This is a genomic window from Pseudomonas cichorii (assembly GCF_003700275.1).
GTDB classification, from domain to species: Bacteria; Pseudomonadota; Gammaproteobacteria; order Pseudomonadales; family Pseudomonadaceae; genus Aquipseudomonas; species Aquipseudomonas cichorii_B.
Map to the genome: position 1 here is coordinate 55,178 of NZ_RBRE01000051.1, position 21,984 is coordinate 77,161.

Sequence of the window (21,984 nt, forward strand, 5' to 3'; positions counted from 1 at the left end):
GCGGGGATTTCAGTGGGAGGCTCCGGTGCGTGTATTGATGAGTGGATGGCTTGCCAGTCGTTGCAGCAAGGGAAAGACGACTGCCCAGACCAGCCCCAACAGCACGAGGCTTGGCCACAATCCCATGGGCAACTGGACGTTTGCCAGTTGCGAGCCGGCATAGTACGACATCGGGCCGCCAATCGCGCCGAGCAGGCTGGCGCGCCACCATGGGCAGGCGGTCCAGGCCAGGCAATGCCTGAGTGTGGTGGCCAGCACCGCCCAGAGTATGACCAGCCACAGGGGAATCAGTGGGCCATCGGTGCCGAAGTCGAATACTCCAATATTCATCAGGATGCTGTCGAGCAACGTTCCCGTAACCGTGACGGCCAGCAACAACCTGACTTCGTTTCTCCACAACACGTGAATCGCCACCACAGCGACTGCAATCAGCAGCCAGGCACTGTTGCCACCCAGCACGCAGGCGAACCAGCCAATCTGGAACAGCAGCGCATTGGCGAGGGTTTTAAGCATCGAACAGTCCCAGCACAGGTGCACGCAATGCTTCAGGCTTGGCCAGCAGCAATTGGGCGGTGCCGATGGTGCGTTCCAGGAATCCGCCTTCGCAGTAGCACAGATAGAACTCCCACAGGCGCAGGAAGTACTCGTCGTAACCCAGTTCCAGCAATGCGCTGTGGGCATGACGGAAGTTGTCGTGCCACAGGTGCAGGGTCCGTGCGTAGTGCAGGCCGAAATCTTCCATATGCAGCAGGTTCATGTCGGTATCGCCTCCGACGATTTCCATCATCTTGTGCACCGACGGCAATGCTCCACCGGGGAAGATGTAGCGCTGGATGAAGTCCACACTGCTTTTGGCCTGCTCATAACGCTGCTCGCGAATGGTGATGGCCTGCAACAGCATCAGCCCGTTGCTCTTGAGCAGGTGCGAGCATTGCTTGAAGTACGTCGGCAGAAACTTGTGGCCCACCGCTTCGATCATTTCGATGGACACCAGCTTGTCGTACTGGCCGGTGAGGTCGCGGTAGTCCTTGAGCAGCAGTGTGACGCGATCCTGCAAGCCCAGTTGCTCCAGGCGTTTTTCGGTGTAGGCGAACTGTTCCCTGGACAGAGTTGTGGTGGTGACCCGGCAGCCATAATGCTGTGCCGCATAAATCGCCATGCTGCCCCAGCCCGTGCCGATTTCCAGCAGGTGATCTTCGGGCTTGAGCGCCAGCTTCTGGCAGATGCGCTCCAGCTTGTTCAGTTGCGCCTGCTCAAGGGTGTCGGTTTCGCTCAGGAACTGTGCGGCCGAATACATCATCGTCGGGTCGAGAAACTGCTCGAACAGCTGGTTACCCAGGTCGTAATGTGCCGCGATGTTTTTCTGCGAGCCTTTACGGGTATTGCGGTTGAGCCAGTGCAGACCCTGGACCAGCGGTCGTGTCAGGCGCGCGATACCACCTTCCATGGCATCGAGCACATCGAGATTGCTGACGAAAACCCGCACCACTGCGGTCAGGTCCGGCGTCGTCCAGTAGCCATGAATGAAAGCTTCACCGGCACCGATGGAACCGCCGCTGGCAACCATGCCCCAGATGGCGGAATCGCGTATATGAATCTCGCCCTGAATAAGTGCCCCGGCCTTGCCGAAGACATGGCGTTCGGTGCCCTCTATCACCACCAGCTGGCCGTTGCGCAGCTTGGCCAGTTGGCGCAGCACACCACGGCGCAGGAGGTTACCGGTCAGATTACGAGTACCCAGATTGGCAGAAAAACCACTACTACTGATGTTTTTCATTACGTCGATCCTTGGGTTGCGGGGTGCCGGTACGGTAGTCACCGTCAGCAGTCTGATGATTGAAAATCGGTATGCGCTTGAGGAAAAGGCGTATGGCCTGCCAATAGATTGCAAGACATGTCTTGGCAGTCATCCACGGGAAGGTGAGCAGGTAACGGTGCAGCGTTTGACGGTTGAGGCTCTGACGCCTCAGGTTGAGAGTGGCATCGAACATTTTCAGCTCGCCTTGCCAGTCGGCCATGTGCACGCCGATTCGCTCGGCGGGCTGGCTGAAGCTCATGCGGTATTCGAGGTCGCGGGGTAGAAACGGCGACACATGAAACGCCTTGGCCACGGCAAAGTGCTGATGGCCTTCGCCGTTGGCGGGCAGGACATAGTGATAGCGTTCGCCCCAGGGCGTATTGGTGACCTCACAGAAGATCGCAGCCAGAGTCCCGTCGATTTCATGGCAGTAGAAAAAACTCACCGGGTTGAATGACAGGCCCCAACTGCGCGCCTGGGTCAGCAGGCATACCCGACCCAGCGGCATATGTCCCAGCGCGATCCCGACGCGCTCGCGCACCGCTTCCTGCAGCGGCACGCCGCGCCCGGTCAGTTCCGGCAGGTAGTCATGCTCTCTGAACGAGAATGGCGAAAAGCGTTTGTTGCCGGCCAGCGGCGACAGGTTGAGCACCGCGTCCTGTTCGTCCAGATCCAGATACAGCAGGCCGATTCGATAATTGAATTGGTGAGCCCTCGGTGCAAAGCGCCGATGGCTGATCCAGCCGCTGTAAAGGGCGCTGTTCACAGCACTTCACCGAAGGCTTTGGCCACGCGCAGGCCGCTGACCACGCCGTCTTCGTGGAAACCATTGGCCCAATAGGCGCCGCAGTACCAGGTATGTTCGACGTCGTTGATTTCCTGCCAGCGCTCCTGGGCCGCGACGGCCTCCAGGCTGTATTGCGGGTGCGCATAGCGATAGCGGCCAAGGATCTTCTGCGGATCGATGGCGCTGGTCTGGTTCAGGCTGACGCAAAAGGTGGTATTGCTTTCGATCCCCTGCAGGATGTTCATGTCATAGGTTACGGCTGCCAGTTGCTGCTCGCCGCCACCAAGTCGGTAGTTCCAGCTGGCCCAGGCCAGTTTGCGATCAGGCAACAGCCGTGTGTCGCTGTGCAGGACCACGTCATTCTCGGCATAGCGCAAGGCACCGAGAACCTCCTGTTCGGCCTGTGAGGGCCTGGCCAGTAGTTGCAAGGCCTGATCGCTGTGGCAGGCGAAGATCACTTTATCGAAGCGCTCGCTGCCCTGGGCGCTATGCAGCGTGACGCCTTCGCTGTCGCGCTCGACCCGCTGCACTGGGCAGGACAGGCGGATGCGCTCCTTGAACGAGGCGGTCAAGGGCTCGATATAACTTCTGGAGCCGCCTTCGATCACGCACCATTGTGGGCGGTTAGTGACAGACAGCAGGCCGTGATTCTTGAAGAAACGCACGAAGAATTGCAGGGGAAAACCCAGCATGTCGGCCAGTGACATCGACCAGATGGCCGCGCCCATTGGCACGATGTAATGGTCGATGAAGCGCTGGCCATAACCGCCGTTTTTCAGGTATTCACCCAGAGTGGTATCTGCCGCGATGCGGCGGTTTTCGAGATCGGCCACCGACTGGCGATTGAAGCGCAGGATGTCACTGAGCATGCCCCAGAAGCGTGGCGACAACAGGTTGCTGCGCTGGGCGAACAGGCTGTTGAGATTGTTGCCGTTGTATTCGACCCCGGTGCGCGGGTCATGCACCGAAAAGCTCATCTCGGCCGGTTTGAACGCAACGCCCAGTTGCCCGAGCAGGCGGATGAAGTTCGGATAGGTCCAGTCGTTGAACACGATGAAGCCGGTATCAATCGCATAGGCACGGCCCTCGACCTGCACGTCGACGGTGTGGGTATGGCCGCCGATCCAGTCCGATGCTTCAAACACGCTGATTTCATGCGAGCGATTGAGCAGGTAGGCGCTGGTCAGGCCGGCAATCCCGCTGCCGATGATGGCGATTTTCATTGCATGTCCTTATTCGATGCCGAAGTCCGCGTCATGCGTTTGCCAATCGCGAATTTTGCCCGCGCTGGCAGCATCGCCAGCAAGCGCAGGCTGAGAATGAAAGCGCCAGGGAAGGCGATTTCCAGTGGGCGTCTGGAACGCTCCAGTTTTTTCGCGATGTACTTGGCAGCCTTGTCGACCGGCCAGCGCATTGGCATCGGGAAATCATTCTTTTCGGTCAGGGGCGTATCGACGAAGCCCGGGCTGATCACGGTGACGTCGATATTTTCGCTGGCCAGGTCAAGTCGCAGCGACTCGAACAGATATCGCAGGCCGGCCTTGGATGCACCGTAGGCTTCGGCCCGTGGCAATGGCAGGTAAGTCACTGCGCTGGCGACACCCAGCAGATGGGGGCTGGTGCCCTTGCGCAGCAACGGCAGCGCTTCCTGGATGCAGAAACTGCTGGCCAGCAGATTGGTGCGAACCACTCGCTCGATCATCGCTGCATCGAAGCTCTGCGCTTCCAGGTATTCGCATGTGCCGGCATTGAGAATGGCGGTATCCAGAGCGCCCCATTGCCGTTCGATGCTATCGCCCATCTGCCGGACCTGGACGCCATCGGTGATATCGCCCGCGATCAGCAGCGTCTGGCCGGGGTAACGGTCCGCCAGGGCTTGCAGGGGAGCCACGGTTCTGGCGGTCAAGGCTACTTGATTACCAGCGTCGAGCAGTTCTTTTGCCAGTGCCAGGCCAATGCCACTGCTGGCGCCGGTCAACCAGATACGACGTGCATATGAAGTGTTCATGCCAACCTCTTTTTCAGCCAGGCAATCAGCCTTCCCATGATGGGCAGGTGTTCGTAGAGCAATGCTCCGGCATCGAAGTAATCCCGATGCCGGTAAACCTTTTCGTGCCAGTGCAGGTGCGAGCAGCCTTCGACGTTGATCAGTCGACCCCGAGCAAGGCGCGGATGTGAATAACTCATGGTCCAGACCAGATAACCTTCGCCGGGCCGGACTTCATCGAAGCGGTGAAACTCGAAATGCAGTTCGCTGACATTGGCGTACAGCTCGGCGAAGTAGCGCCGCATGGCTGTCAGCCCATGAATCTGGTGCAACGGGTCGGTGAACGACACATCGTCGCTGTACAGCTCGCCGACCCGCTCAAGGTTGTCCTTGTTCAGGGCTGCAAAGTCATGGGCGAATCGCTGCAGGAATTCACTCATGATGCGGGTCCGTAGCGGCCTGACGATGGGGCAGGGCCTTGAATGCGGCCAGTGCCCGGGCGCGGCTTTTGCTCAGGTCGACAATCGGTGCGGGATAGTCGGCTACCCCGAACAGGCCGCCAGCGAGGGCCGGGTTATGCACTTCTTTCTTGTTCAGGCTGGCCAGTTCCGGCAGCCAATGCTTGATGAAGCGTCCTTCGGGATCGAATTTTTCCGATTGCGAGAGGGGATTGAAGATCCGGAAGTAAGGCGCCGAGTCGGTGCCCGTGGATGAACTCCACTGCCAGCCGCCGTTGTTGGCCGCCAGGTCACCATCGATCAGGTGGCGCATGAAAAAGCGCTCGCCCTCACGCCAGTCAATCAGCAGATTCTTGGTCAGGAACATGGCAACGACCATCCTTAGTCGGTTGTGCATCCAGCCGGTGTCCAGCAACTGGCGCATGGCTGCATCGATGATGGGCAATCCGGTGCGGGCTTCCTGCCACGCAGCCAGTTCCTTCGGGGCGTCACGCCATTTGACGGCTTCGGTCTCGGGGCGGAATGCACGATGACGCGAAACGCGCGGGTAGCCCACTAGAATATGTTTGTAGAACTCCCGCCACAGCAATTCGTTGATCCAGGTCACTGTTCCGGTGTCACCGGTTTCAAATTCGCCGTTGTTGCTCATCAGTGCCGCATGCAGGCACTGACGCGGGGAAATCACCCCGGCCGCCAGATATGCCGACAACTGGCTGGTGCCGGGCTTGGCCGGGAAATCGCGCTCGCTCTGGTAATAGCGGATCTGATCGTCGCTGAATTCACTCAGGCGCCGCCGGGCTTCGTTTTCACCGGCTGGCCAGAGTTCGCGCAGCGCTGTGGAGGGTTGAGCAAAGCCCTTGACCTGATCGGGTACCGAATCGCTTTTGATCGAGAGCGCTTGCTGGGCGCCGGGCAGGCGAATGAGGCGTGGCATCGCTTCGTGGAGGCGTGCGTAGCAGACCTTGCGGAACTGGCTGTAGACCTGAAAGTAGCCACCGCTCTTGGTCAGAATGCTGCCGGGCTTGAACAGCAGTTGATCCAGATAGCTGTGGAACTGAACCCCGGCGTTTTCCAGCGTCTGGCGCACGGCCTGATCGCGGCTGCTTTCATTGATGCCGTATTCTTCGTTGCTGTGCAGCCCTTCGACGGCATGCTCCGTACACAACTGCAACAACACTTGCGGGGCCTGGTCCCAGGTGTCGGCCTCGCGGATCAGCAGGGGAACATTCAACTCGCCCAGGGCCTTTTCCAGCGCCTGCAGGTTGCGCAGCCAGAAATCCACCTTGCAGGCCGCGTCATCATGGTTCTGCCATTGAGTGGGGCTGACCAGATACACAGCCAGTGTCGGACCACGCTCCATGGCTGCGGTCAGGGCAGTATTATCGTGAACGCGCAAATCGCTACGCAGCCAAAGCAGTTGCATGTGAAATCCTTAAATAAGTCCGAGCCTGTTCAATTCGATCTGGGCGCTGAGCGGATCCAGGGCGAGCGTCAATCCGGCGATTTCGTTCGCACATACGAGCAAATCGGCGTTATGGATCTGTACCGTTGGTCCGCTCAGCACAATCGGGCAGGCAATATTGCTCAGTAATCGCGGCAACTGAGCCGGATTCAGCGACTTGCTGGAATACAGCAGGACGCCACGCGGTTGCAGGTATTCGCTGGCCAGCGCCAGCTCGCCCGGCGGCAGCGGCCAGTCGAATACTTCCACCGGGCAATCTGCGCTACTCACCAGCCAGGCCACCAGCCACAGATGCGGTTCAAGCGGCAGATCGGACTGATTGACCAACAACAGTGGCTTGCCGTTGAGCTGGCGGTTGTTGTGATAAATGCGGGCGCCGAGCTTGCTGCGCAGCCACGAATAAAAGAACACCCGCTCCATCTGCGCGCCGAACTTGCCTTGCCAGCGCTTCTCCAGCTCGGCCAGCAGTGGCAGCAGCAATTGCTCGCACAGAGTGCGTGGCGGGTACAGCGACATGGCCTGGTTGAAGACATCGTCGACCCGGCGCTCGGCCAGCTCACCGATGGCCTGCATCAACGTCTGGCGCAGGGCATCCCAGTCATTGCCGGGGCTAAAGCTTTCCGCTTGCGGTTCATCGATCAGGGCCTTGACCTGGCTGACGGACACGCCGCGATTGAGCCAGGTCAGGATCGTCATCACACGCTGTACATGCGCGTGGGTATACAGCCGATGTCCCTTGGCGGTGCGGTGCGGCACGATCAATCCGTAGCGTCGTTCCCAGGCTCGCAGGGTGACGGCGTTGACACCGGTCTGCCGGGCAACTTCACGGATCGGCAGCCAGTCATCGGGCTGCTGCGGCTCTTGGTGTGTATCGTTCATGATTCAGATCGCATTACGCAGACTCAGATTTTCCGGATGCGGCTGCATGTAAACCTGCAGCGCGATATACGGGTCGGGGTGTTGGCGAAAGTGGTGCTTGAGCAGGGTCAGCGGCACGATCAGCGGCACGATGCCTTGATGGTACTGAGTGATCAGGCGCTGGATTTCCTGCTTGTCCTCGGCATCGATGCTGTGTTTCAGATAGCCACTGAGGTGCTGGAGGACATTGGTGTGAGTGCCGCGGGTGGCGCATTTTTTCAGGGCGGCCATCAGCTCGCTGAAATAGCGCGGAGCGATTTCGTTCGGGTCGCTGCGGCCCATGCTGCCGAGCATGTTGCCCAGCACCTTGTATTGCTGAGGGTTGCTGGCCATCAGTTGATATTTGTAGCGCGAGTGGAATTCACTCAAGGCACGGCGGGTTATGCCTTCCTTCAGCAGTTGCTGCCAGGCGGCGTAGGCGAAGACCCGAGTGACGAAGTTTTCCAGCAGCACGGCGTCGTTGAGCCTGCCGTCTTCTTCTACCGGCAGATCCGGCTGGCTGGCGCAGAAGGTCTGTGCATAGATGCCGCGTCCGCCGCCATCGACGGGGGCACCGTTCTCGCGATAGACCTTGACCCGCTCCAGACCGCAGGACGGGGATTTCTGCATGAAGATGTAGCCGCAGATATCGGTCATCTCGGCCGCCATATGCAGCCCGTAATCGGCCAGCGGCGTGGTGACGTTCAGGTCACTGTTGACGGTGCCGATGGCCTGGGGATTTTCGGCAGCACCGACCAGCCTTATCGGTTCACGGGGAATTCCCATGCCGATGGCGACTTCGGGACAGACCGGAACGAAATCGAAATACTCGCTCAGCGCCCGCGTGCACAGGCGAGACTCCTTGTGCCCACCATTGAAACGTACCTCGGCACCCAGCAGGCAGGCGCTGATTCCCAGTTTTGGTTTCTCGATCACAGGCGCTGACATCACAAACCTCTGCACAATACTTGTACAGGTCAATAAGCCTGTACAACTTGTTTCATCATAGGTTTGTGGCTGTACAAGTCAAACTCTTTGTACAAGATTTTCGCGGATCAATCCGCTCCCGCAGGTTGTATGCGCCGGTAGGAGTCAATTCATCCGCGAAAGGCGTTCACTTCCAGCCCATCCGCCACACCTCGGCATCGCGCAGCGTCTGCCACGGCATGCGTTCGCTGCGCTGGGTCAGCACGGCCTGCAGTTCGATTTCCAGCACCGTGCCTTCTTCATCCTTGAACAGCTCGGTCACCAGAAAGTGTTTTTCACGGTTGAGCGGCACTGCTGCGGTCCATTTCGACAGCAGCAGCTTGCGTGGGTTGATCGCATTCATTGCAAGTGTTCAAGCAGGCGGCGTGCGGCTTCCTGGCCGCTGAGCCATGCACCTTCGACGCGCCCGGACAGGCACCAGTCGCCACACACGTAAATGCCCAGGTCGGCATCGGACAATGCGCCCCATTCATGTGAGCTGGCCGGTCGTGCATACAGCCAGCGGTGTGCCTGGCTGAATACCGGTGCTGGCATCGGGCAGTCGATCAGTTCGGCGAAGGCGCCATGCAGATGATCGATGACCGCTTCCTTGGGCATGTCCAGATGCTGCCTGCTCCAGGTGCTGGTGGCGTGCAGAACCCAGGTGTCGAGGGTGTCGTCGCGCCCGGGTTTGCTGCGATTGCGGGCCAGCCAGTCTATCGGGCTGTCCTGTACGAAGCAGCCTTGCATCGGAGTTTGCAGCGGGGCAGAGAAAGCCAGTGCCACGGCCCAGGTCGGGTCCATTTTCACCCCGGCGGCAACGCTTGCCAGCTTCGGTGCCGCAGCCAGCAGAGTGGTTGCCTGGGGGGCCGGCAAGGCAATGATCACATGGCTGAACGGGCCATGGCTGTTGCCTTCGGCGTCCTGCAGATTCCAGTGCTGCTCACCCATGAACACTTCGGTGATGCGGCACGAGAAGGTCACCGGCAGATCGCCCAGCATGGCGCGGGTAATGGAACTCATGCCCGGCTGGCCGACCCAGCGTACCTGTTCGTCCGGCGACGGGCTGAGCCTGCCGCCATGGAAGTTGTACAGCGAGGGCGTCCATTCGGCCACATGGCCCTGGGTTTGCCACTGGCTTACCGCCGCCGCAAAGCGCCGGTCGCGGGCAGTGAAATACTGCGCGCCCATGTCCAGAGAGCCAGCTTCACTTCGCTTGCTGGACATTCTTCCGCCACTGCCGCGGCTTTTGTCGAAAAGATGGATGTCGTGCCCGGCAGCTTTCAGCGCCTGGGCAGCAGAGAGTCCGGCGATACCGGTACCGATGATTGCGATAGGTACAGTCATAGGGGCCTCGTTACCTTGTCTGCACAGACTACGCCGTAGTTAAAACCTGTACAATCTCCGTTTTTGGTATAACTTGCAGTCGTTCTCGTTTTACTGCTTTTAAATCAACTGCAACCCGGACGGTCGAAGACGGTCAGTCTGTTGCTTGTAGACAATGGGCCAACTACCCGGGTTGGGCAGTAAAGCTCCAATTCATTCAGGTGTGACCTATCGTTCAGCAAACGGTTTGGTTTTTCTGGATAAGTCAGACCTGTAAAAAATAGACTACTCAACTGCCACGAACGCCACGCGAGGTAACCTGCCATGCACATATTGCTGACCGGCGGTACTGGTTTGATAGGACGAGCGCTCTGCCGAGTCTGGTCTGCGCAGGGTCATCAATTGACTGTCTGGAGCCGCCGACCTGCGCAGGTTCCTGAGCTCTGCGGTCAATCGGTGCGTGGCATTGCCCGCCTGGAAGAGCTGGGCGAACAACCGGTCGATGCGCTCATCAACCTGGCAGGTGCGCCGATTGCCGAGCGCCCCTGGACGCGCAAACGCCGGTTATTACTGTGGAGCAGTCGCATTGGCCTGACCGAGCAACTGCTGGCCTGGCTGGAGAGTCGCCAGCACCGGCCCGAAGTGATGATTTCCGGTTCGGCCGTTGGCTGGTATGGCGATGCGGGCGAGCATGAGCTGGATGAAACCTCGCTGCCAGCCAAGGAAGACTTCGCCAGCCAGCTGTGCAACGCCTGGGAAGAAACCGCATTGCGGGCAGAAAACCTGGGCGTTCGTGTGATTCTCGTGCGTACCGGTCTGGTGGTGTCCGATCAGGGCGGATTCGTGAAACACCTGCTGCTGCCTTTCAAGCTGGGGCTGGGCGGCCCGATAGGCAATGGTCGGCAATGGATGCCCTGGATTCACCTTCAGGATCAAATCGCCGCGATTGATTTTCTATTGAACCGTAATGATGCCCGCGGTCCTTATAATCTCTGCGCACCAACGCCAGTACGCAATCGCGAGTTTGCCAAGACCCTGGGAAGCGTCCTGCATCGGCCCGCGTTCATGCCGTTGCCCGGACTGGCGCTGCGAGCGGCACTGGGCGAGCTGTCTGTATTGTTGCTGGGCGGCCAGCGTGCCCGCCCGGCCCGTTTGCTGGAGGCGGGTTTTACCTTCCGCTTTACTGATTTGCGCGCTGCCCTGAGTGATTTGCCGGGCCGCCACTGAAGCCATTGAAATAGGATGTTGCATGACCGATCACGCGCTGTTGCTGGTCAATCTGGGTTCGCCTGCTTCTACTGCAGTGCCGGACGTACGCCGGTATCTCAATCAGTTTCTGATGGACCCTTATGTCATCGACCTGCCGTGGCCGGTTCGCCGGCTGCTGGTTTCGCTGATTCTGATCAAGCGTCCCGAGCAATCGGCGCATGCCTATGCGTCCATCTGGTGGGACGAAGGTTCGCCACTGGTTGTGCTGAGCAAGCGCTTGCAGGCGGCAATGAAAAACCAGTGGACGCAGGGGCCGGTGGAGCTGGCGATGCGTTATGGCGAGCCATCCATCGAAACGGTGCTGACACGCCTGGCCGGGCAGGGCGTCAGTAAGGTGACCCTGGCTCCGCTTTATCCACAGTTTGCCGATAGCACCGTCACCACCGTGATCGAGGAGGCCCGGCGCGTCGTGCGGGCCAAATCGCTGGCCATGGAATTCGCGCTGCTGAAGCCTTTCTACGATCAGGACGAGTACCTCGATGCTCTGGTGGAAAACGTCCGCCCGCATTTACAGCAGTCCTACGATCACTTGCTGTTGAGTTTTCACGGTCTGCCGGAAAGACACCTGACCAAGCTCGATCCCACCGGCAATCACTGCCTCAAGAATGAAAACTGCTGCATGACTGCGCCGCCGGAAGTGGTTGCCACCTGCTACCGCGCCCAGTGCCTGCGCTCGGCCGCAGAGTTTGCCAGGCGCATGGGCATTCCTGACGACAAATGGTCGGTATCGTTCCAGTCGCGACTCGGGCGCGCCAAATGGATCGAACCCTACACCGAAGCGCGTCTTGATGAACTGGCTGCACAGGGCGTGAAGAAGCTGCTGGTGATGTGCCCGGCATTCGTGGCCGACTGCATCGAGACTCTGGAGGAGATCGGTGATCGCGGAGCGGAGCAGTTCAAGGAGGCGGGCGGTGAAGAGCTGGTGCTGGTGCCGTGCCTGAACGACGACCCGAACTGGGCCAGGGCCTTGAACCAGCTGTGTGAAAAAGCCCCCCGCCTGACCCTCTGACACCGCTTTGTAGGAGCGGATTCATCCGCGAACAAGGCATATACATTTCTGTTGCCTTGTTCGCGAATGAATTCGCTACCTACCCCTGCTTATGGCAGTTGCTTGTTCTTCCAGCTGTCATTGCCCGGCAGAATCAGGTTCAGGGCAATGGCAGTGATGGCGCACAGGGCGATGCCCTTGAGGCCGAAGTCATCGGGGCCGTTGCCGGTGCCGATCAGCACGCCACCAATACCGAACACCAGAGTCACCGAGACGATCACCAGATTGCGTGCCTCGGACAGATCGACCTTGTGCCGAATCAGGGTGTTCATCCCCACCGCAGCAATCGAGCCGAACAGCAGGCACAGAATCCCGCCCATGACCGGCACCGGAATACTCTGCAACAGCGCGCCGAATTTGCCGACAAAGGCCAGCGAGATGGCAAAGATCGATGCCCAGGTCATGATCGCCGGGTTGTAGTTCTTGGTCAGCATCACCGCGCCCGTGACTTCGGCATAGGTGGTGTTGGGCGGGCCACCGAACAGACCGGCTGCGGTTGTCGCGATGCCGTCGCCAAACAGCGTGCGATGCAGGCCCGGCTTCTTCAGATAGTCGCGGCCGGTCACGCTGCCGACCGCGATTACGCCGCCGATATGCTCGATGGCCGGAGCCAGGGCCACCGGAACGATGAACAGAATCGCCTGCCAGTTGAATTCCGGTGCCGTGAAGTGCGGCAGAGCGAACCACGGTGCTGCGGCAATCTTCGCGGTATCGACCACGCCAAAGTAGAACGACAGCGCAAAGCCCACCAGCACGCCGGAAATGATCGGCACCAGACGGAAAATGCCTTTGCCGAACACCGCCACGATCAACGTGGTCAGCAGGGCTGGCATCGAAATCATCATGGCGGTCTTGTAGGCGATCAGTTCGGCACCGTCACCGGACTTGCCCATCGCCATGTTGGCGGCAATCGGCGCCATGGCCAGGCCGATGGAGATGATTACCGGGCCAATGACCACTGGCGGCAGCAAACGGTCGATAAAACCCGTACCCTTGATCTTCACCGCCAGGCCAAGGAAGGTGTAGACGAAGCCCGCCGCCATCACGCCGCCCATGGTCGCAGCCAGGCCGAACTGGCCCTTGGCGAGGATGATCGGAGTGATGAAGGCAAAGCTCGAAGCCAGGAACACTGGCACCTGACGACCTGTCACCAACTGGAACAACAACGTACCCAGGCCTGCCGTGAACAGCGCGACGTTGGGGTCGAGGCCGGTAATCAGCGGCATCAGCACCAGCGCGCCAAAGGCCACGAACAGCATTTGTGCCCCGGAAAGAACCGTACGCCACGTTGGGTCGTTGAATTCGGACTGCTTCATCGAGTTACGCGTCCTTTTGCTTGGTGCCGAAAATCTTGTCACCCGCATCACCCAGGCCCGGAATGATGTAGCCATGTTCGTTCAGATGCTGATCGATGGACGCGGTGTAAATGATCACATCCGGGTGAGATTTTTCCACGGCAGCGATGCCCTCGGGCGCAGCTACCAGCACCATGGCGCGGATTTCCTTGCAGCCGGCTTTTTTCAGCAGGTCGATGGTGGCGATCATCGAGCCGCCGGTGGCCAGCATCGGGTCGATGATCATCGCCAGACGCTCGTCGATTTCCGGAACCAGCTTTTCCAGGTAAGTGTGTGCTTCCAGGGTTTCTTCATTGCGAGCCAGGCCCACAGCGCTGACCTTGGCGCCCGGGATCAGGCTGAGCACGCCGTCGAGCATGCCGATGCCGGCGCGCAGGATCGGTACCACGGTGATTTTCTTGCCGGCGATCTTCTCGACCTGTACGGTTCCGCACCAGCCTTCGATGTCGTAGCTTTCCAGCGGCAGGTCCGCAGTGGCTTCATAAGTAAGCAGTGCGCCGACTTCCTGTGCCAGCTCACGGAAATTCTTGGTGCTGATATCGGCGCGGCGCATCAGGCCGAGCTTGTGGCGGATCAGCGGATGACGGATTTCACGAATGGGCATAAGAAAAGGCTCCAGCAGGGGGCAAAAAAACGGCCTAGATTAATCTATTCAGCTGTGACTGTCTTAAAGCGCATGCAGTATCGTCGTACAAGTGTGATTCATGCCCTCGGGCGGTACCCGCAACGTTAGTCCATTATCGCTTGCCCTGAATGGACGGGATGCGTACCTTTGCCCGCTTTTCTTACACTGCCCATCTGGAGAGCTTCATGTCCGCTGATCTCGAGCATATCCGTCAAATCATGCGCGAGGCCGATTGCCTCTACACCGAGGCTGAAGTCGATGCTGCCATCGCTCGCGTCGGGGCGCAGATCAACGCCGAACTGGCCGAACGCAACCCTGTTGTATTCTGCGTGATGAATGGCGGCCTGATCTTCTCGGGCAAACTGCTGACGCACCTGAACTTCCCGCTGGAAGCGTCTTACCTGCACGCAACCCGCTATCGCAACGAAACCACCGGCGGCGACCTGTTCTGGAAAGCCAAGCCGGAAGTCTCGTTCATCGATCGTGACGTGCTGATCATCGACGACATTCTCGACGAAGGCCACACTCTGGGCGCGATCATCGACTTCTGCAAACACGCTGGCGCGCGTGCGGTGCACACCGCGGTACTGATCGACAAGGATCACGACCGCAAGGCCCGCCCTGACCTGAAGGCCGATTTCGTTGGCCTGCCTTGCGTGGACCGTTATATCTTCGGTTACGGCATGGACTATAAAGGTTACTGGCGTAATGCTGCCGGGATCTATGCGGTCAAAGGGATGTAATTGATCGTTGCGACAGGAATGCCTCCGCAAGAGGTATTCCTGCGCCGTGGCGCGGGAATGATCGTTGGATTTTCAGGGAAGCTCTGCATGAAGTTATCGATTTCCGGCGTCATGGCGCTTGTTGTGGTCTGTGGTCTGGCAGTGCTGGCACCGGTTCAGGCCGAACCCATGCATGGCCAATACCTGCCCCCCGATGATCTGAGCCTGCGTGCCGGTGCGCCGGAACAGCAGCAGTTGTTGCAGATCACCGAATACTCGGTGGTGCTCGGCAATCAGCGTCAATCCAGTCAGCAGCCCATTCCGGTGACCTCGCCGATGCTGCTGCGCCTCAAGGGCAAGCCGCTGAACAAGGGCGCGACCATTTCACAAGTGATCATTCACTTCGATGGCGAAAGCAAAAGCCTGAAAAAGCCGACCTATGACGAGCCGTCGCGAACCCTGACGCTTTACTACCCGCTCAACCAGTACCGTGCGCTGGTGGACTTGCTGCGTAATGAAAAGGTCTATTGCCAGTTCCTGGTCTACGCCAACGGCCATGTCTGGGCCGATTTGCATACAGCGGTGCTACGCGCGCGTTGAGCCGCGCACATGCACAAGGGTAAACTGCGCGCCCGTGAAAGTGTCTGCGACCAGTTGGAGCCCGCAATGCGTAAAGATAAGAAGCAGTTGATTGGCGACGAGATCGGCGATGAGCAGATCAAACTGTTCCTCGACTTCGAGCCGCACGATGCCACCTCGCCGTCGCTGCACAAGCTGATCAAGGCCTATCGTGGCCTGCGTATCGACGATTTCGAGCGTTTCCTGGTGTTCTTCAAGGAAGCCGGCCACGACCTCGATGGCAAGGACGAACACGGTAACGATTTCGTCGCACTGATCAAGGATCAGCGCAATGCCGAAGAGTATATCGAGCTGATCGAGAAGGCTCGCGGCTGATTCCTGTGTAGGAGCCAATTCATTCGCGAACAATTTCATTCGCGGATAAATCCGCTCCTACTATTTATTTCCGGGCCAGATAAGCCTTTCCATAGTGGCGTTCCAGCCGCGCCTGCAACAACTCCAGTCCGATCGACATGATCCAGTACAGAACCGCTGCGGTGGTCAGCATCTCGATATAACGATAGCTGGAGCGGCCATAGGACTGGGCCAGGAACATCACTTCCCAGACGCCCATCACCGAAATCAGTGACGAATCCTTGAGCATCGAGATGAACTGGTTGGCCGTCGGCGGGATGATGGTGCGCATGGCCTGGGGCAGGGTGACGCGCCAGAAGATCTGCGCCGGACGCAACGCCAGGGCCATGGCCGCTTCACGCTGGCCGGCCGCCACGCCAATGATTCCCGCACGAAAGATTTCGCTCAGGTAAGCCCCGTAGTTCAGCGACAGCGCGATGATACCGGCCACGATGGCGCCGGGCACCAGGCCGATTTGCGGCAGGCCCAGGTAAATCAGCAGGATCTGGATCAGCAGCGGCGTGCCACGAAAGAACGAGGCATAGAAGCTGGCGATGCCGAATGCCACTGCGCTTTTTGACAGCCGCGCCAGGGCGACGACAAAGCCCAGCAGCACCGAGACGACAATCGAACACAGGCACACGAACAGGGTGAGCGCTGCGCCCTGCAGGAAGCCGTTTGGCGACAGGCTCAGGCCGACCAGATTCGGCAGCTTGTCGAGAATGATCGAGAACTTCAGGTCGAAGCTCAGGAAGAACCCGGCAAACAGGGCGAACATCGCCGCCCAGGTCAGATAGAGCCTTGTACGAAATCCGAAGACTCGCTTGAGCAGGCTGTCCTGTACCTGCTCAGGTGGGCGTTGAGGCTGGAAGGAAGTCATTTGCTGATATCAGCGCCGATCCACTTCTGCGACAGCTTGCTCAGAGTGCCGTCCTGCTTGAGTTCGGCAAATACCTGGCGAACCTTGGCGTCCCATTCGGCATCGCCTTTTTCGATGGCAACGAAGTTGGGCTCTTCATACAGCGCCGCGCCGGCCAGCTTGAAGCGCTTGTCCTGATCCAGTCGCGGCTGGGCGGTAACCAGGTTGGTGAGGATCGCATCCAGACGCACGCCAGCGCCAAGGCCCAGATCCTGGAAGGCAACGTTATCGTTGTCATACGGCGCGATCTGCACGTTCTCGAACGGGTATTCCAGAGGTTTGTCCTCTGCACCTTCGATCACCAGGTTCTTGTTCAGGTAGCTCTCGTAGCTGGACGCGCTGGTGAGGCCGACCTTCTTGTTGCTCAGGTCCTTGGCGGCATGAATGCGCTCATCCTTGGCGTTGACCACAATCACCGCAGGCGAGGCGTAGTATTCCATGGGGAAGTCGAAGACTTCAGCGCGGGATTTGCTTGGCGTCATCGAGCAGATGCAGATGTCGTAGCGACCACTCCAGCGGCCAGCCGCAATCACGTCCCAGGACGGAGTTTCCAGGCGCAGCTTGACGCCCAGCTTCTGCGCAACCGCCTTGGCGACGTCAACGTCGAAGCCATCCAGTTGATTCTGATCATTCAGGAAAGAGAAGGGCGGGTAACTTTCCATCAGGACGTTTACCAGTTCCTTGTTCTTCTGTACGCGGTCCAGTGTGGCACCGGCCAGGGCCTGGGTCGAGACAGCCAGAGTGACCAGGCCAATGCCCAGCAGAGCGCTAAGTTTCAAAGGTATCCCCTGAAGAAAATGATTGTAGTTTGTATAAAGCGCCGTATTAAATACGTTATACCAAGCTCATTTCTAATGAGTTTTTTTCATAACGATATAAGTAGATGGCATATGACTCAGCGCTCGACAGTAATTCTTGACGGCGGCATGGGCCGCGAACTCCAGCGCCGCGGCGCGCCCTTCCGTCAGCCCGAGTGGTCGGCGCTTGCATTGAGCGAGGCACCGGAAGCGGTGCGTGCCGTGCATGCCGCTTACATCGACAGTGGCGCGCAGGTTATCACCAGCAATAGCTATGCAGTGGTGCCTTTTCACATTGGCGAAGAGCGTTTTGCTCGCGAAGGCCAGGAACTGGCCGCTCTTGCCGGGCAACTGGCCCGCGAATCGGCGGATGCTTGCGGCGGTCGCGCACGGGTTGCCGGTTCCCTGCCACCGCTGTTCGGCTCCTATCGTCCTGACCTCTACAAGCCGGAACTGGCTGCCGAAGTATTGAAGCCACTGGTTGCCGGGCTCGCTCCCTATGTGGACCTGTGGCTGGCCGAGACCCAGAGCTGCATCATCGAGGCGCAAACCATCCGCGCCGGTTTGCCGGCCGATGGCAAGCCGTTCTGGTTGTCGTTCACGCTTCAGGATGAAGACACCGACGAAGTTGCGCGTCTGCGCTCCGGCGAGCCGGTGGCCGATGCTGCCAGGGCTGCTGCGCAAATGGGTGTCGCGACGCTGCTGTTCAACTGCAGCCAGCCGGAAGTGATTGGCGCGGCCATCGATGCGGCGCGTGAGGTGTTCGAGGCCTTGAATGTCGATATCGCCATCGGCGCCTACGCGAACGCCTTCCCGCCGCAACCCAAGGATGCCACGGCCAACGACGGTCTGGATGAACTGCGCAAGGATCTCGATCCCGAAGGCTACCAGCAATGGGCGGTGGACTGGGTCAAGCGTGGCGCCACGCATATCGGCGGTTGCTGCGGGATTGGCCCGGAGCATATTGCGGTCCTGGCCAAGGGCCTGTAACCGGCTGGAACTTCAGGTCCTGGGTGAATGCTCAAGACCTGAGACGATTCTGAAAATGAAAAACCCGTGACTGGATCAGCTCACGGGTTTTTTCATCTGTTCAGGCAATCAGGCGATGCTGCTTTGTTCCTGACTTGTCTTTTCCAGCAGATCCAGGCTCTCGTCGCTCTCGCGGCTGACGCGCTGGTACAACTGCGCATCGCTTTCCAGAGCCTTTTCCCGAGCCGGGAATATCTCGTTGAGTCGGGCGGCCCATTCATTGCGAGCCTTGTCCGGGAAGCAGCGCTCGATCAGTTCCAGCATGATCGAAACCGTTACCGATGCGCCCGGCGATGCACCGAGCAGGGCAGCCAGGGAGCCATCCCTGGCCGACACCAGTTCGGTACCGAATTGCAGGATGCCGCCTTTCTTGGCGTCTTTCTTGATGATCTGCACGCGCTGACCGGCCACTTCCAGGCGCCAGTCTTCGGCCTTGGCTTCTGGATAGAAGCGGCGCAGGGATTCCAGGCGCTGTTCCATCGACTGCATCACTTCGCTGACCAGGTATTTGGTCAGGTCCATGTTGTCGCGGGCAACGGCCAGCATCGGCTTGATGTTGGCAACCCGAACCGACAGCGGCAGGTCCAGGAACGAGCCGTGCTTGAGGAACTTGGTGGTGAAACCGGCGTATGGCCCGAAAAGCAGGGATTTCTTGCCATCGACCACGCGGGTATCCAGGTGCGGAACCGACATCGGTGGCGAACCCACGGCTGCCTGGCTGTAGACCTTGGCCTGATGGTGCTTGACCACTTCCGGGTTGTCGCAACGCAGCCACTGGCCACTGACCGGGAAGCCGCCAAAGCCCTTGCTCTCTTCGATGCCCGACATCTGCAGCAACGGCAGGGCCGCGCCACCTGCGCCGAGGAACACGAATTTTGCATCGATCTGGCGTGTGCTGCCGCTGTTCACGTCCTTGACGGTCACGCTCCAGCCGTCGCCCTTGCGGGTCAGGTCGGTCACGCGCTTGCAGTATTTGACCTGCGCATCGGGAGCGCTGGCCAGATGAGTGAGCAACTGATTGGTCAGGGCGCCGAAGTTGACGTCCGTACCGTTCATCACCCGTGTGGCAGCGATAGGTTCGTCAGCCGGGCGACCAGGCATCATCAGCGGCATCCATTCGGCGAGCCTTGCCTTGTCCTCGGTGTACTCCATCGACGAGAAGGCGTGATGCTTGTGCATCGCCTCGTAACGGGTCTTGAGGAAGGCAATACCGCTCTCGCCCTGGACGAAGCTCAGGTGCGGGACCGAATTGATGAAGGATTTCGCCGAGCCGAAAGCGCCTTTACGGGCCAGATAGGCCCAGAACTGCTTCGAGACTTCAAACTGGGTGTTGATGTGCACCGCTTTCTTGATGTCGATCGAGCCATCGGCCGCAGGCGGCGTGTAGTTCAGCTCGCAGAGACCGGCATGACCGGTTCCCGCGTTGTTCCATGGGTTGGAACTCTCCGCAGCGCCGGAATCCATGAGCTCAACGACTTCCAGCTTGAGGCCGGGGTCGAGCTCCTTGAGCAGCACGGCCAGGGTGGCACTCATGATGCCCGCTCCGACCAGTACTACGTCGACTGCTTCGTTATGCGCCATTTAACGCGTCTCCAAAATCTGCAGCACCAAATTGACGGCATGCGTTCCTGAGGCTGGGTGCCAGGGGGACGGGGCGTGGGTAAAAGTGGTGCCCCATGTGTCCTGGCCAGGATCGCCTGTCCGATTCTTCGCAATTTTTCGCATCTAAAGCGCAGGTCCCGGTCAGGCTGAATCAATGTTTCACCAATGGTGCATGAACTCATTTTTCAACCCGTTCGGCCATTCGACCATCGTCAAGACACGGGTCATCCAACCTGTGTCCCGAAGACAGGCATCAGGCTCCGGTGATGGAGGCGCAGTCGCGGTCAGTCCTGTTCAAAAGGGCCGATTCAGACGCTGATGGTGCATTTACAAACGCATACCTATTCATTTGCTCGCCACACTCTTGTGAAGTAGTGAAACCCGTTTTTTCACGCTCTTTTGGAAACGTGAACCAAACCTCAAAAAGGGCTGCGCTGGCAGCTCTGGCAGATCAGGTGCATACAGAGTGAGGCGTTGTCCGGTGCAAAAGGTTCGATGGCAATCGAACGATTCTGCGCCGTTCATCGTGCACTCCGGGGTGCAAACGATCTGTGTGGGCGGCTCTCTGTGGGCATTACGGAGGAGCTAATACGAGGATTAGCGATGCTGCGAGGCCCGATCAGGAGACGTCCTTATAATCGGGGGGAGATTATAGCGATGAAACGACAGGAATTGATCGGCTTTATGTGACTTTTATTCGGTATCGATCAGGCAGTGACCAACTGGCCGTGGGCCGGGCCTGTATTGTGCTGCATAACCCTTGCGCTGGCAGGCAGTGGCTGGTTCAGCCAGTTGGCGCGTTGCTCGTTGACTTCCACCCAGTTACTGCTCGATGGACGCTGTGTGCAATGCTTGAGTGCACGGCAGATACCGGTACTGTCCACGAGAGCGTAATGACGGTATTGGCGGCGCAGGTTGAACAAGGATTGGAAAAGGCTCATGGCGAAGCTCCTGTCGATTCAGTGAGGCCATCCTGATTTATCGGCATGACACCCTGATTACACCGTGATGGCTGAACCATTACGATTGCCCGGCGGTCCCATTTTCCGCTGGCATCGCTATACTGCGGCACATTTAGTGTCTGGCCTGTTGGAGAGATGAGCATGTTGCGTCGCCTTTTGTTCGGTTTGCTTGCTGTAAGCAGTTTGACTCTGGTCGGGTGCGCCCATAGCCCGCAACAATTGAGTCCTCAACCCAAGATCAACGCGCAGTTCGCGCCGGTAGGCCAGGGACAGCAGGTTATCGTGCGGGTCGTGGACGGTCGTCCTGGCCCGACGCTGGGAACCCGCGGCGGTCTGTACCCGGAAACCAGCGCCATCAGCGTAAGCGGTGCCGATCTGCTGCCAAAGCTGCAGGCACAGGCTGAAGCTGCCGTTCGCCTGCTGGGCTTTACCCCGGTTTCCGGCGGTGGCAATGCTCCACAACTGACCCTGACGCTGGCTGACCTGAAATACCAGTCGCCGAAGGAAGGCCTGTATGTGACGGAAGCCACCATCAGCTCCACCTTCCGCGCCGACGTCCGTAACAATGGCCGCAACTACAGTGGCCGTTATGCGGCTTCGCTGGATCAGCGTTTCGGCATGGCGCCGAATCAGGAAACCAACACCAAGCTGGTCAGCGACGTGTTGAGCGATGCGCTGACCCGTGTGTTCCAGGACGCAACCATCGGTAGCACCCTGGCGCAATAAGCAGTACCCCAACGAAAAGCCCGGCCCTTTTTCAAGGTGCCGGGCTTTTCTGTATCTGGACGACGGGTCAGGCGGCTTGCTGATAGAAATCCAGAAAGCTCAGGCCGGTTTCCAGATCCAGGTCCGGAAGGTCGTGATGTTGATGCCCGCCCAATGCGCAATAGACCAGCCAGTGGCGGTCATGGACATTGAAGGCCAGTGCATCGACCAGCTCTTGTTGTTCATCGCTCTGGGCGATCAGGTACAGGCGATCCTGGTTGTTTGCATGCAGCATGTG

Annotated in this window: 25 protein-coding genes; 7 read left to right on the forward strand and 18 right to left on the reverse strand. The window is 59.1% G+C overall.

The genetic code is table 11. The features are described 5' to 3' along the window. Positions 1-9: 9 nt before the first annotated feature. The 11 genes from ALQ04_RS13995 to ALQ04_RS14045 form a co-directional block, all read right to left on the reverse strand. A complete protein-coding gene (locus tag ALQ04_RS13995; RefSeq protein ID WP_122316346.1) occupies positions 10-513 on the reverse strand; it encodes a DUF2878 domain-containing protein in 504 nt (167 codons plus the stop codon). Then, positions 506-1,777, reverse strand: a complete 1,272-nt coding sequence (locus tag ALQ04_RS14000; protein ID WP_122316347.1) for a cyclopropane-fatty-acyl-phospholipid synthase family protein — start codon at positions 1,775-1,777, stop codon at positions 506-508. The genes ALQ04_RS13995 and ALQ04_RS14000 overlap by 8 nt, the downstream gene beginning before the upstream one ends. Next, positions 1,761-2,564: a DUF1365 domain-containing protein gene (locus ALQ04_RS14005; RefSeq protein WP_122316348.1), complete on the reverse strand. Its 804-nt coding sequence runs from the start codon at positions 2,562-2,564 to the stop codon at positions 1,761-1,763. Before ALQ04_RS14005 ends, ALQ04_RS14000 begins: the two co-directional genes overlap by 17 nt. Beyond that, on the reverse strand, positions 2,561-3,808 hold the full coding sequence (locus ALQ04_RS14010) for an NAD(P)/FAD-dependent oxidoreductase (RefSeq protein ID WP_122316349.1): 1,248 nt from the start codon (positions 3,806-3,808) through the stop codon (positions 2,561-2,563). The genes ALQ04_RS14005 and ALQ04_RS14010 overlap by 4 nt, the downstream gene beginning before the upstream one ends. Further along, entirely contained in the window at positions 3,805-4,593 is a 789-nt protein-coding gene (locus ALQ04_RS14015) for an SDR family oxidoreductase (RefSeq protein ID WP_122316350.1), read from the reverse strand. The genes ALQ04_RS14010 and ALQ04_RS14015 overlap by 4 nt, the downstream gene beginning before the upstream one ends. Further along, the gene (locus ALQ04_RS14020; RefSeq protein ID WP_122316351.1) at positions 4,590-5,012 is read right to left on the reverse strand and encodes a nuclear transport factor 2 family protein; all 423 of its coding nucleotides are present in this window, start codon (positions 5,010-5,012) and stop codon (positions 4,590-4,592) included. The genes ALQ04_RS14015 and ALQ04_RS14020 overlap by 4 nt, the downstream gene beginning before the upstream one ends. Next, the gene (gene phrB / locus ALQ04_RS14025; protein ID WP_122316352.1) at positions 5,005-6,453 is read right to left on the reverse strand and encodes a deoxyribodipyrimidine photo-lyase; all 1,449 of its coding nucleotides are present in this window, start codon (positions 6,451-6,453) and stop codon (positions 5,005-5,007) included. Before phrB ends, ALQ04_RS14020 begins: the two co-directional genes overlap by 8 nt. Before the next feature lie 9 nt (positions 6,454-6,462). Next, a complete protein-coding gene (locus tag ALQ04_RS14030) occupies positions 6,463-7,371 on the reverse strand; it encodes a MerR family transcriptional regulator (RefSeq protein WP_122316353.1) in 909 nt (302 codons plus the stop codon). Between the two features lie 3 nt (positions 7,372-7,374). Then, the gene (locus ALQ04_RS14035) at positions 7,375-8,337 is read right to left on the reverse strand and encodes a DUF523 and DUF1722 domain-containing protein (protein ID WP_122316354.1); all 963 of its coding nucleotides are present in this window, start codon (positions 8,335-8,337) and stop codon (positions 7,375-7,377) included. A 166-nt stretch (positions 8,338-8,503) separates the two neighbouring features. Then, positions 8,504-8,719 (reverse strand): TIGR02450 family Trp-rich protein, encoded by a 216-nt coding sequence (locus ALQ04_RS14040; RefSeq protein WP_122316355.1) that lies wholly within the window; start codon positions 8,717-8,719, stop codon positions 8,504-8,506. Beyond that, positions 8,716-9,702, reverse strand: a complete 987-nt coding sequence (locus ALQ04_RS14045) for an NAD(P)/FAD-dependent oxidoreductase (RefSeq protein WP_122316356.1) — start codon at positions 9,700-9,702, stop codon at positions 8,716-8,718. Before ALQ04_RS14045 ends, ALQ04_RS14040 begins: the two co-directional genes overlap by 4 nt. Before the next feature lie 303 nt (positions 9,703-10,005). Here ALQ04_RS14045 and ALQ04_RS14050 point away from each other — a divergent pair, with 303 nt between their 5' ends. Further along, positions 10,006-10,908 carry a TIGR01777 family oxidoreductase gene (locus tag ALQ04_RS14050; RefSeq protein WP_122316357.1) on the forward strand — a complete coding sequence of 301 codons (903 nt, stop codon included), beginning with the start codon at positions 10,006-10,008 and terminating at the stop codon, positions 10,906-10,908. 22 nt (positions 10,909-10,930) lie between these two features. After that, positions 10,931-11,959, forward strand: a complete 1,029-nt coding sequence (gene hemH / locus ALQ04_RS14055; RefSeq protein ID WP_122316358.1) for a ferrochelatase — start codon at positions 10,931-10,933, stop codon at positions 11,957-11,959. Positions 11,960-12,048: 89 nt separating this feature from the next. Here the strand turns inward: hemH and ALQ04_RS14060 are convergent, their stop codons facing one another. Both ALQ04_RS14060 and upp read right to left on the reverse strand, forming a co-directional pair. After that, on the reverse strand, positions 12,049-13,314 hold the full coding sequence (locus ALQ04_RS14060; RefSeq protein ID WP_122316359.1) for a uracil-xanthine permease family protein: 1,266 nt from the start codon (positions 13,312-13,314) through the stop codon (positions 12,049-12,051). Between the two features lie 4 nt (positions 13,315-13,318). Further along, a complete protein-coding gene (gene upp / locus ALQ04_RS14065) occupies positions 13,319-13,957 on the reverse strand; it encodes a uracil phosphoribosyltransferase (RefSeq protein ID WP_122316360.1) in 639 nt (212 codons plus the stop codon). A 206-nt stretch (positions 13,958-14,163) separates the two neighbouring features. On the opposite strand from upp, the gene ALQ04_RS14070 reads away from it, so the two are divergent. The 3 genes from ALQ04_RS14070 to ALQ04_RS14080 all read left to right on the forward strand — a co-directional run bounded on the left by ALQ04_RS14070 (position 14,164) and on the right by ALQ04_RS14080 (position 15,654). Further along, positions 14,164-14,721 carry a hypoxanthine-guanine phosphoribosyltransferase gene (locus ALQ04_RS14070; protein ID WP_122316409.1) on the forward strand — a complete coding sequence of 186 codons (558 nt, stop codon included), beginning with the start codon at positions 14,164-14,166 and terminating at the stop codon, positions 14,719-14,721. 87 nt (positions 14,722-14,808) lie between these two features. Beyond that, positions 14,809-15,300 (forward strand): hypothetical protein, encoded by a 492-nt coding sequence (locus ALQ04_RS14075; protein ID WP_122316361.1) that lies wholly within the window; start codon positions 14,809-14,811, stop codon positions 15,298-15,300. 66 nt (positions 15,301-15,366) lie between these two features. Beyond that, positions 15,367-15,654 (forward strand): PA4642 family protein, encoded by a 288-nt coding sequence (locus tag ALQ04_RS14080; RefSeq protein ID WP_122316410.1) that lies wholly within the window; start codon positions 15,367-15,369, stop codon positions 15,652-15,654. A gap of 64 nt (positions 15,655-15,718) precedes the next feature. Here ALQ04_RS14080 and ALQ04_RS14085 read toward each other — a convergent pair whose 3' ends face one another. Further along, complete coding sequence (locus ALQ04_RS14085; RefSeq protein WP_122316362.1) at positions 15,719-16,552, reverse strand: amino acid ABC transporter permease; 834 nt, start codon at positions 16,550-16,552, stop codon at positions 15,719-15,721. Further along, positions 16,549-17,370, reverse strand: a complete 822-nt coding sequence (locus ALQ04_RS14090) for an ABC transporter substrate-binding protein (RefSeq protein WP_122316363.1) — start codon at positions 17,368-17,370, stop codon at positions 16,549-16,551. Before ALQ04_RS14090 ends, ALQ04_RS14085 begins: the two co-directional genes overlap by 4 nt. Before the next feature lie 111 nt (positions 17,371-17,481). On the opposite strand from ALQ04_RS14090, the gene ALQ04_RS14095 reads away from it, so the two are divergent. Then, positions 17,482-18,378 (forward strand): homocysteine S-methyltransferase family protein, encoded by an 897-nt coding sequence (locus tag ALQ04_RS14095; RefSeq protein WP_122316364.1) that lies wholly within the window; start codon positions 17,482-17,484, stop codon positions 18,376-18,378. A 108-nt stretch (positions 18,379-18,486) separates the two neighbouring features. On the opposite strand, the gene mqo is transcribed toward ALQ04_RS14095, so the two are convergent. Together mqo and ALQ04_RS14105 are read right to left on the reverse strand one after the other, a co-directional pair. Continuing rightward, positions 18,487-19,998, reverse strand: a complete 1,512-nt coding sequence (mqo, locus tag ALQ04_RS14100; protein WP_122316365.1) for a malate dehydrogenase (quinone) — start codon at positions 19,996-19,998, stop codon at positions 18,487-18,489. Between the two features lie 728 nt (positions 19,999-20,726). Continuing rightward, the gene (locus tag ALQ04_RS14105; RefSeq protein ID WP_122316366.1) at positions 20,727-20,960 is read right to left on the reverse strand and encodes a hypothetical protein; all 234 of its coding nucleotides are present in this window, start codon (positions 20,958-20,960) and stop codon (positions 20,727-20,729) included. A gap of 162 nt (positions 20,961-21,122) precedes the next feature. On the opposite strand from ALQ04_RS14105, the gene ALQ04_RS14110 reads away from it, so the two are divergent. Further along, positions 21,123-21,707, forward strand: coding sequence for a YajG family lipoprotein (locus ALQ04_RS14110; RefSeq protein WP_122316367.1), 585 nt, complete (start codon positions 21,123-21,125; stop codon positions 21,705-21,707). A 67-nt stretch (positions 21,708-21,774) separates the two neighbouring features. Here ALQ04_RS14110 and ALQ04_RS14115 read toward each other — a convergent pair whose 3' ends face one another. Continuing rightward, complete coding sequence (locus tag ALQ04_RS14115) at positions 21,775-21,981, reverse strand: hypothetical protein (protein ID WP_122316368.1); 207 nt, start codon at positions 21,979-21,981, stop codon at positions 21,775-21,777. Between the last annotated feature and the right edge of the window lie 3 nt (positions 21,982-21,984).